The sequence below is a fragment of the Acinetobacter sp. SwsAc5 genome, assembly GCF_013391485.1.
Lineage (GTDB): Bacteria > Pseudomonadota > Gammaproteobacteria > Pseudomonadales > Moraxellaceae > Acinetobacter > Acinetobacter towneri.
Genome location: NZ_JACAXD010000039.1, coordinates 1 through 8,738, shown reverse-complemented (window position 1 = coordinate 8,738; position 8,738 = coordinate 1). Strand labels below are relative to the sequence as shown.

The window sequence follows — 8,738 nt, the reverse complement described above, 5'->3', positions numbered from 1 at the left end:
CTATAGGAAATTCTAGTTTAGCAGAAGGAGATTTTTCTACTGCGGTTGGACAAGAAGCACATGCAGCAGCTGATTATACTCTTGCTGCTGGCTTTAGCGCTCTTGCATCAGGTGAACAAAGCACGGCAGTGGGCTTCAATTCAAAAAGTACAGGGTTTGCTTCTAATGCTATAGGAAATTCTAGTTTAGCAGAAGGAGATCACTCTATTGCTTTAGGTAGTAGTGCTAAAGCATCAGCAGCAGATACAGTGGCTTTAGGGACAGGCTCAATTGCTTCTGGTAATAGCGCTATTGCATTGGGCAATAAAGCTCAGGCAACAGGCTCAAACTCTATTAGTATAGGTAAGGGTAATGTTGTCAGCGGCGATAACTCAGGTGCATTTGGTGATCTAAGTAATATTTCTGGAAACAATTCCTATTCACTAGGAAATAATAACACCATTGCTACAGATAATACGTTTGTGGTCGGTAGTGGTGTTACGGTGAATACAGCAGCTAATACCGTAAATGGGAATGTAATTCTAGGAAACTTATCAGCAGATAAGGCATATGTACAGGTATCGAATGGCACAATTAATGGGAAAACCTATAATTATGCAGGTACAGCTGCAGGTGTTGTCAGTGTGGGTGCCGTTGGTGCAGAACGCCAAATAGTGAATGTGGCTCCGGGTGCAATCACTGCAACCAGTACAGATGCGATCAATGGTAGTCAATTGTACGCAACCAATGCAGTTCTAGGTCAAGTAGCAGACGATGCAGCCAAGGCATTAGGAACGACAATTAATCCTGCAACAGGCGGAATTAATGCACCGACTTATATCACGAATAATCCTGTAACAGGTGCACCAACTACAAATAATAATGTAGGTGATGCCATCAAAAATTTAAATTCAGCGGTTAATAGTCCATTGACATTTACAGATGCAACGACAGGTAGTTCAACAAATCCTTTAGGTTCAACATTTAAAATAGAAGGTGATCAAAATATCACGACTGTTGTCTCTCAAGGGCAAGCTAAAATTCAATTAAATCCAGATTTAACAGGAATGAATAGTATTACGCTAGGTAATACGATCTTGAATCAAGGTGGTTTAACGGTTGGTGGTCCAACAGGTCCAAGTATTACAACCAATGGTATTAATGCTGGTGATAAGAAAATCACCAATGTAGCAGCAGGTGATGTCAGTACAACAAGTAAAGATGCGATCAATGGTAGTCAGTTAAATACAGTGAAAGAGACAGCAGAAAAGGGCTGGAACTTTACCGCAACAAACGGTACTACAATATCAGCAGCAGATACTGTTAAACCTGGCGAAACATTAGACTTTGCAAATACAGATGGCAATATCGGTATTACATCTAGGGATAATAAATTAACATTTAATCTTGCAAAAGATATCAAAGTTGACAGTGTGACTGCTGGTGATACGGTTGTGAAGAACGATGGTATTACTATTGTAGGTGGTCCAAGTGTTACCAAAACAGGTATTAATGCAGGTGATAAGAAAATCACCAATGTTTTGGCTGGTGATGTGAATGATGCAAGCAAAGATGCAGTGAATGGTAGCCAGCTCTACAAGACATCATCATCGGTAGCAAATGCTTTGGGTGGCGGGTCTGTCGTTAATCCAGATGGTACAGTTAAAGCACCAAGCTATACAGTGAACAATGCGACTGTCAACAATGTTGGCGATGCGATTAAAGCACTTGATAAAGGTTGGACTGTAAACTCTAACGGTAAGTTAGGTGCAGGCACAGCAGTTAAAGCGGGTGATAAAGTCGATATTGGTGTTGCGACTGGTGAGCAAAACTTGACCACTACAGCTAAAACTGAAAATGGAACAACGGTGATTGGCTTTGAGTTGGCAAAAGACTTGAAAGTTGACAGTGTAAACGCTGGTGGTACAGTGATTAACAATAATGGCTTAAGCTTTGTTGATGCAAATGGGGGCGCTCTAGCAAAAGCACCAAGTATCAAAAAAGATGGCATTGATGCGGGTGGAAATAAAATTACCAATGTTGCTGTGGGTGATGTGAACAAGGACAGCACAGATGCAGTGAATGGCAGTCAATTAAATGCAGTCAAAGAAACAGCAGAAAAAGGCTGGAACTTTACAGCCACTCAAGGTGGTGTAACTTCGCCAAAAGGCAATGTTAAACCAGATGAAACCTTAGACTTTGCCAATACTGATGGAAACATTGATATAGCAGCAGCTGATCACAAACTCAACTTTAACTTAGCAAAAGATATTAAAGTTGACAGTGTGACTGCTGGTGATACGGTTGTGAATAACAATGGTATTACTATTGTAGGTGGTCCAAGTGTTACCAAAACAGGTATTAATGCAGGTGATAAGAAAATCACCAATGTTTTGGCTGGTGATGTGAATGATGCAAGCAAAGATGCAGTGAATGGTAGCCAGCTCTACAAGACATCATCATCGGTAGCAAATGCTTTGGGTGGCGGGTCTGTCGTTAATCCAGATGGTACAGTTAAAGCACCAAGCTATACAGTGAACAATGCGACTGTCAACAATGTTGGCGATGCGATTAAAGCACTTGATAAAGGTTGGACTGTAAACTCTAACGGCAAGTTAGGTGCAGGCACAGCAGTTAAAGCGGGTGATAAAGTCGATGTTGGTGTTGTAGATGGTGAACAGAACTTGACCACTACAGCTAAAACTGAAAATGGAACAACGGTGATTGGCTTTGCGTTGGCGAAAAACTTAGAGTTAGGTCCTAACGGTAGTGTTGCAGCAGGTAATACACGATTCGATCATTCTGGTTTCTGGTTTGCAGTAGACCCATCAAACCCAAGTAGTCCTCGTGATGTCAATAAACCTGCTGTTTTATCGACTGGAATCAGTGCGGGTAATTTGCAGATTGCAAATGTAGCTGCTGGTCAAAAAGGGCAAGATGCAGTTAATCTCGACCAATTACAACAGTACTTATTTAATAGTACGACCTACGATGCAAATGGTAATCTCATTCCAAATCATTACACGATTAATGGCCAAAGCTTTAATACAGTTCAAGGTGCTATCGATGAGTTAGCCAAAGGTTGGAATATTACAGTAAGTGATCTTAAAGGTCAGAACCCGGTAGTAGGTTCAAGCACAGGAACTGGCTCGAATACAGGAACAGGTTCAAACACGACAACAACACCAAGCACAGGAACTGGTGGACTTGCAAATATCCAACCAGGTGATAAGGTCACGATTATTGCTGGTGATAATATTAATATTAATCAGAAACCTAAAGAAAATGGAAATGTCGGTATAGAGGTTTCTGTTGATCCTAATATTGTTGCTAACTCATTAACAACAGGTAAAACTGTAGTGAATAATGAGGGTGTAAAAGTTGGTGATAATGTTCACTTAGGTGATACAGGATTGACAATTGCTAAAGGTCTTACAGGTGATTTAGCGTTTACAGCGAATAAAGTCGATGTAGGTGGTAATAAAGTTGAAAATGTTGCCAATGGTAATATTGCAGCAGACAGTAAAGATGCGATAAATGGTGGACAAATCCATCAAGTGAGTCAGTCCGTTGCAAATGCCTTGGGTGGCAATTCAGTAGTTACCACTGATGGTACTGTAAGCGCACCGACGTATGTTGTGGGTAACCAAGACAAGTCTGTACATAATGTTGGCGATGCTATTACTGAACTTAATAAAGGCTGGACATTGAATGCAGGAAGTAAAGATTTCCAAGTTCAGTCTGGAGATAAAGTCAGCTTGGTAAATACTGATAAAAATATCAATATTACACAAGCAACAGATGGCACTGTTGATTTTGCTTTGGCTGACAGTATTAAAGTCAAAGAAGTCAATGCAGATACAGTCAATGCGGGTACTGTCAAAGCCGATCAGGTGAAAGTTGGTAATGTGACCATTAATAAAGATGGTATCAATGCGGATGGTCAGAAAGTGACAAATGTCGCTGCTGGTAAAGTATCTACTACTTCTACAGATGCAGTGAATGGTTCACAGTTGTATACAACCAACAGCAATACCGCAACTTATTTAGGTGGTGGATCAACTGTTGATGCGAATGGGAATACAACTGCTCCAACATATAACGTGACTGGTGGTTCTTACAATAATGTTGGTGACGCTTTAAGTGCATTGGACAAAGGAGTGACAACCGTTCAGCATAACCTAGATCAAGCGTTTAACTACACCAATAATCGAATCAATAAGTTGGAAGATAACCTTTCAGCAGGCATCGCGGCAACCGCAGCACTTGAGCAAGCTCCTTTTGTTGCTGGTAAATGGACTTATGCGGCAGGTGCATCTTACTACAATGATCAAAGCGCGATTGGTGCAACACTTCGTCGAACAGCAGATAACGGTCGTTGGTCATTGACTGGTGGTGTTGCTGGTGGGACTACGGGAAGTGCACTGTTCCGTGTGGGCATCTCAGGCGTAATCGATTAATCCATTTTAAATAGAAAGAATAGGAGGCATCTTAAAAGATGTCTTCTATTGAAATATCTGAATTATTATTTATGAGATTTAATTAAATGAAAAAGCTATCAATTTTATATAGTGCATTAGTTGGCTTAACTTTGATGCATTCATCCTTTACATATGCTGAAACACCAACAGATCAGGAAGTTTATTTTCCAGAAATTCCGCAGAGCTATTTAAATCAAGTACTGCGTTATGAATATGGCACTGTAGCAAACTTAAGTACAGGTTTAACAAAAGATCAATATCGCCATTTACTTGGTAATCCACAATTTAGCGAAGGCGTGTTCTTTGTTAAAACATGGAATTATGTATTAGATATTCGTGTTCCTAATACACAAGATTATAAACGTTGCCAATTAAGAATTGATTTTGATAAAGAAAATCTAGGAGAACGCTTAAGTTGGAAAGGTGAAAACTGCCAAAATTTAGATGCTCCACAAGTATCTAAAGTTATCGTGCAACCACACGTTGAAACTTTAAGTCTTAATGCTGACGCTTTATTTAAATTTAATGGTTCCAGTCTGAATGATTTATTACCACAAGGTCGTAATGAGCTCAATCAACTGGCCTCTGTGATTGCTACAGGCTATGTAAGTGTTAATCAAATCCATTTGGTGGGACATACAGACAGACTGGGTTCGGAAAGCTATAACTATCAGTTGGGTTTGAATCGTGCCCAAACAGTTCGTAACTATTTGGCACAACAGGGAACACCCGCTGAGGCCATTAGCTTTGCAAGTGCAGGAAAAAGTCAGCCAGTAACTAATGGTTGCTATGATGTTAAGCAGCGTCAGGCTTTACAGGCTTGTTTGCAACCGGATCGTCGTGTTACTGTCCAAATTACCGGTGTGAAAAAACAGTAATAACAGAATTTATTCTACAAAAGAAGACCGTATTCGTATGCGGTCTTTTTTTATGCTTTCCCTTTAGGGCGATGAGTTATAGAATACACACAATTTTTGTAAGCCCCCGACCATCCCCTCTACTGGACTCTTAGATGAAGCGAGATAATGTCCATGATTTTCAGTAAATGGACATTAACATGGCAAGCAACAAACCCAAGCGCAAGACCTACAGTGACGAATTCAAAGAATTTCTAGTACAAGAAGCCGAAATCTCAGGGCGGTCAATTGCCAGTATAGCCAGAGACAACGGCATCAACCAGAACCTATTGCACAACTGGAAACGAGAACAAAAAGCCAAACAAGCCCAAACCGACCAAATACCCGCACTTATTGACAATGACGCTTACCGCAATACACCAACATTCATCCCTGTCAGTATACAGCCGAACCCAAACCATGAGCAAAGCAACGACCATAGCACAGTCAACTCATCAGTCCTAACGGGTATAGAATTACAAATCCCCAGCCACAATGCAATGCCCATAAAACTGACTATTGCCCAAATTGACAATGACAGCCTTATCGAACTACTGCGGGGGCTACAATGAAACCAGGAACGCAGGATTTCTACTGAAAGATCGAATCCATGTACGGTGGTGAGCTTTTCATGCGCTAAAGTGGGTCCGAAACCATGCAGTTGATCCGAAACAATATTGAGGCACTTGAGTCTGAGCTCTTCAGGAAGCCTGGAATTGCTGATTTGGCCACGTGCAGCATGTGCTAATGCAGCTGGGCCTTGAGCTTTGTATTTTTGCAATAAACGTCTGATCTGACGTTCTGAAATATGAAGTAGCTGAGCAGCTTGGGACTGGGTTATGCGTTGATCACAGATTTCTTGCAAGACCGACAATCGTTTAAGTTCTTTATCCGACATAGACACCAACATATCAAACCGTCCGCTAAGAAAATTGCAAAAGTGCATATTCTAAAAGCGGACATTTTTACTTTGGAGAAACCGGACATTTCTATTTTGGAGTTACAAGTGTACTTCGTATAATAGAGATTATGTTAAATGGGTGGATTATTTTCATTAATGATCCCAAAAGCTTTTCTCCATGCCTGAGGGCTGGTGCCATATTTTTCACGAAAATTTTTTCTAAATGACACGGTATTATTAAAACCTGAAAGCTCGGTTATCTTTTCGATAGACAAGTTTGTCGTTTCTAAAAGTTCACAACTTAATCTGATTCTTTCAGTATTCAGCCAATCGACTAGGGTCATGCCTGTCGCTTTCTTAAAATGCCGTGTGAACGTCCTGCGTGTCATATGTGTCCGTTCAGCGAGGCTTTCAATATTATGTTGTAAAGCTAAATTCTTTCTTAAAAAATCAAGTAATACATTAATTTGTGCATCTTGGCTCGATTCTGCGACTGGCTGTTCAATAAACTGAGCTTGCCCACCTTCACGGTGAGGCGGGATCACCATTACTCTAGAGACTTTATTCGCAATTCGTGCATTATAGATTTCTCGTACCAAATATAGGCAGCAGTCTAATGCTGCACCTGTTCCAGCAGAGGTTACAATCCTTTGGTCTTCTACATACAGGGCATCATGATCAAGTTGAACCTGTGGAAACCGCTCACTGAAATCTTGTTCAGCCATCCAGTGCGTAGCTGCTTTTTTATGGTCAAGTAAACCAGCATATGCCAGTGCATAAGTTCCATAGCATAACCCTACAATTCTAATTCCAGTCTGATATGCACAATTTAGGGCATCGATAAGTACTTGTTCAGGCTCGTGATTAAAATCATCCCACCCAGGAATAATAATAAGATCCGACTCTTTAATGAGCTCGACCCCACCATCAGGGATAATCATCATAGACTGTTCTGTTGTTACGGGCTGGCCATCTATAGAAAAAATTTTCAGATCAAATAAGCGTTTATCTTCAATCTTGATATTGAAAATGATATGGGGGATAGAGAAGTGAAATGGATTTATATTGGGATAAACGAACAATCCAATCACTGGTATAGCCATTCGATCTACCTCTCTAAAATAATAAATATAGCATGTTGTCCCAATAGTTTCGATGATTGTCCTTAAGGACAATTTTATTGCTTAATTTTTCCTATCATGATTCGAGTATGACTAAATGATTGGATCTGGAACATGAATAAAATTTTAAGTAGCTCTGTTATTGCACTCTCTCTGGCAATGGCTTCAGTCCATTTATATGCGAATGATAAGGTGGTTCAGCGAGATACTTCTAAAGTTACGCATATACAAGAAATTCGCAATGCAACGATTAAAGTAACCTATGCTGATACGACTTTTTTAATTGACCCAATGTTTGCTAAAAAAGGATTCTATGAAGGTTTTCCTGATACTCATCGTAGCTATTTACGGAACCCATTAGTCGATTTGCCTATCAAGCCCGAAACGATTTTAGAAGGTGTAGATGCGGTAATCGTGACCCATACCCATTTAGATCATTGGGATGATGCAGCACAAGCGACTATTCCGAAAAACATGCCGTTGTTTGTACAGAATAAAGAAGACCAGAAAATCATTCAGTCACAAGGCTTCAAAGATGTTCGTGTATTAACTCAAGCGACCTTTGAAGGGATTAAGCTCACTAAAACTGGTGGTCACACGGTACTGATGCCATGTACCGTATTCCTAAGCTTAAAGCTGGATTAGGTGAAGCAATGGGTGTGGTATTTGAAGCTGCTGGCCATGAAACTGTTTATGTGGCAGGAGATACCATCTGGCGTTCTGAAGTTGATCAAGCGATTCAAACATTTAAACCTGATGTGATTGTCTTGAATACAGGTAACGCCTTGGTTGATGGCTTTAAAGAATCCATTATTATGGGCAAAGAAGATACTTATCATGCAACTCAGAAAGCACCAAATGCTAAAGTGGTTGCTGTTCACATGGATGCAATTAACCACATGTCGGTAACACGTGCTGAGCTTGCAGATTACGTAAAGGACAAAGGAATCCAAGATAAGGTTTTAATTCCTATCGATGGTGAAACGCTTTCTTTCTAAAGTAACTTAAAGAAATGGAATACTTCCACTTCTTTAAAAACCTAAGTAGAACAAAACAAATATTAGTTAAGTAAAGGAACAGATATGTCAAAATCAGCTTTATTAGTTATCGACTTACAAAATGAATATCTACCTACAGGTAAATTACCCTTAGTAAATATTGAACAAGCTGCTGCTAATGCAGTGAAAGTAATTGCGAAGGCCCGTCAACAGGGTACTCAAGTGATTCATGTCCAACAGAGGTGGATCAGGAAATTTGAACAACACTTATAAGTGATATTTTGCTCCCCAAATGATGTTATAAACATCAATATATGGAGTATTTTATGACACGTAGACCAAGAAGAAATCATTCAAATGAC

Annotated in this window: 4 protein-coding genes and 3 pseudogenes; 5 read left to right on the top strand and 2 right to left on the bottom strand. The window is 40.1% G+C overall.

Annotated features, from left to right (window positions below; genetic code table 11):
* The 3 genes and pseudogenes from HYG89_RS14945 to HYG89_RS14935 all read left to right on the top strand — a co-directional run.
* Positions 1–4,439: pseudogene (locus tag HYG89_RS14945) on the top strand (YadA-like family protein); the annotation flags it as partial.
* An 86-nt stretch (positions 4,440–4,525) separates the two neighbouring features.
* On the top strand, positions 4,526–5,338 hold the full coding sequence (locus HYG89_RS14940; RefSeq protein WP_178868218.1) for an OmpA family protein: 813 nt from the start codon (positions 4,526–4,528) through the stop codon (positions 5,336–5,338).
* Positions 5,339–5,517: 179 nt separating this feature from the next.
* Complete coding sequence (locus HYG89_RS14935; protein ID WP_178868217.1) at positions 5,518–5,928, top strand: transposase; 411 nt, start codon at positions 5,518–5,520, stop codon at positions 5,926–5,928.
* Between the two features lie 2 nt (positions 5,929–5,930).
* Here HYG89_RS14935 and HYG89_RS14930 read toward each other — a convergent pair.
* Positions 5,931–6,254: pseudogene (locus tag HYG89_RS14930) on the bottom strand (helix-turn-helix domain-containing protein); the annotation flags it as partial.
* A 134-nt stretch (positions 6,255–6,388) separates the two neighbouring features.
* Positions 6,389–7,360 carry a GlxA family transcriptional regulator gene (locus tag HYG89_RS14925; RefSeq protein ID WP_004976500.1) on the bottom strand — a complete coding sequence of 324 codons (972 nt, stop codon included), beginning with the start codon at positions 7,358–7,360 and terminating at the stop codon, positions 6,389–6,391.
* A gap of 132 nt (positions 7,361–7,492) precedes the next feature.
* Here HYG89_RS14925 and HYG89_RS14920 point away from each other — a divergent pair.
* Together HYG89_RS14920 and HYG89_RS14915 are read left to right on the top strand one after the other, a co-directional pair.
* Positions 7,493–8,376: pseudogene (locus tag HYG89_RS14920) on the top strand (MBL fold metallo-hydrolase).
* Between the two features lie 84 nt (positions 8,377–8,460).
* On the top strand, positions 8,461–8,649 hold the full coding sequence (locus HYG89_RS14915; protein WP_256734025.1) for a cysteine hydrolase family protein: 189 nt from the start codon (positions 8,461–8,463) through the stop codon (positions 8,647–8,649).
* Positions 8,650–8,738 lie beyond the last annotated feature (89 nt).

Excerpts from the sequence above, each read along its gene's own strand:
- HYG89_RS14940 (WP_178868218.1), top strand. The coding sequence starts at position 4,526 with ATGAAAAAGCTATCAATTTTATATAGTGCATTAGTTGGCTTAACTTTG.
- HYG89_RS14935 (WP_178868217.1), top strand. The coding sequence starts at position 5,518 with ATGGCAAGCAACAAACCCAAGCGCAAGACCTACAGTGACGAATTCAAA.
- HYG89_RS14925 (WP_004976500.1), bottom strand. The coding sequence starts at position 7,360 with ATGGCTATACCAGTGATTGGATTGTTCGTTTATCCCAATATAAATCCA.
- HYG89_RS14915 (WP_256734025.1), top strand. The coding sequence starts at position 8,461 with ATGTCAAAATCAGCTTTATTAGTTATCGACTTACAAAATGAATATCTA.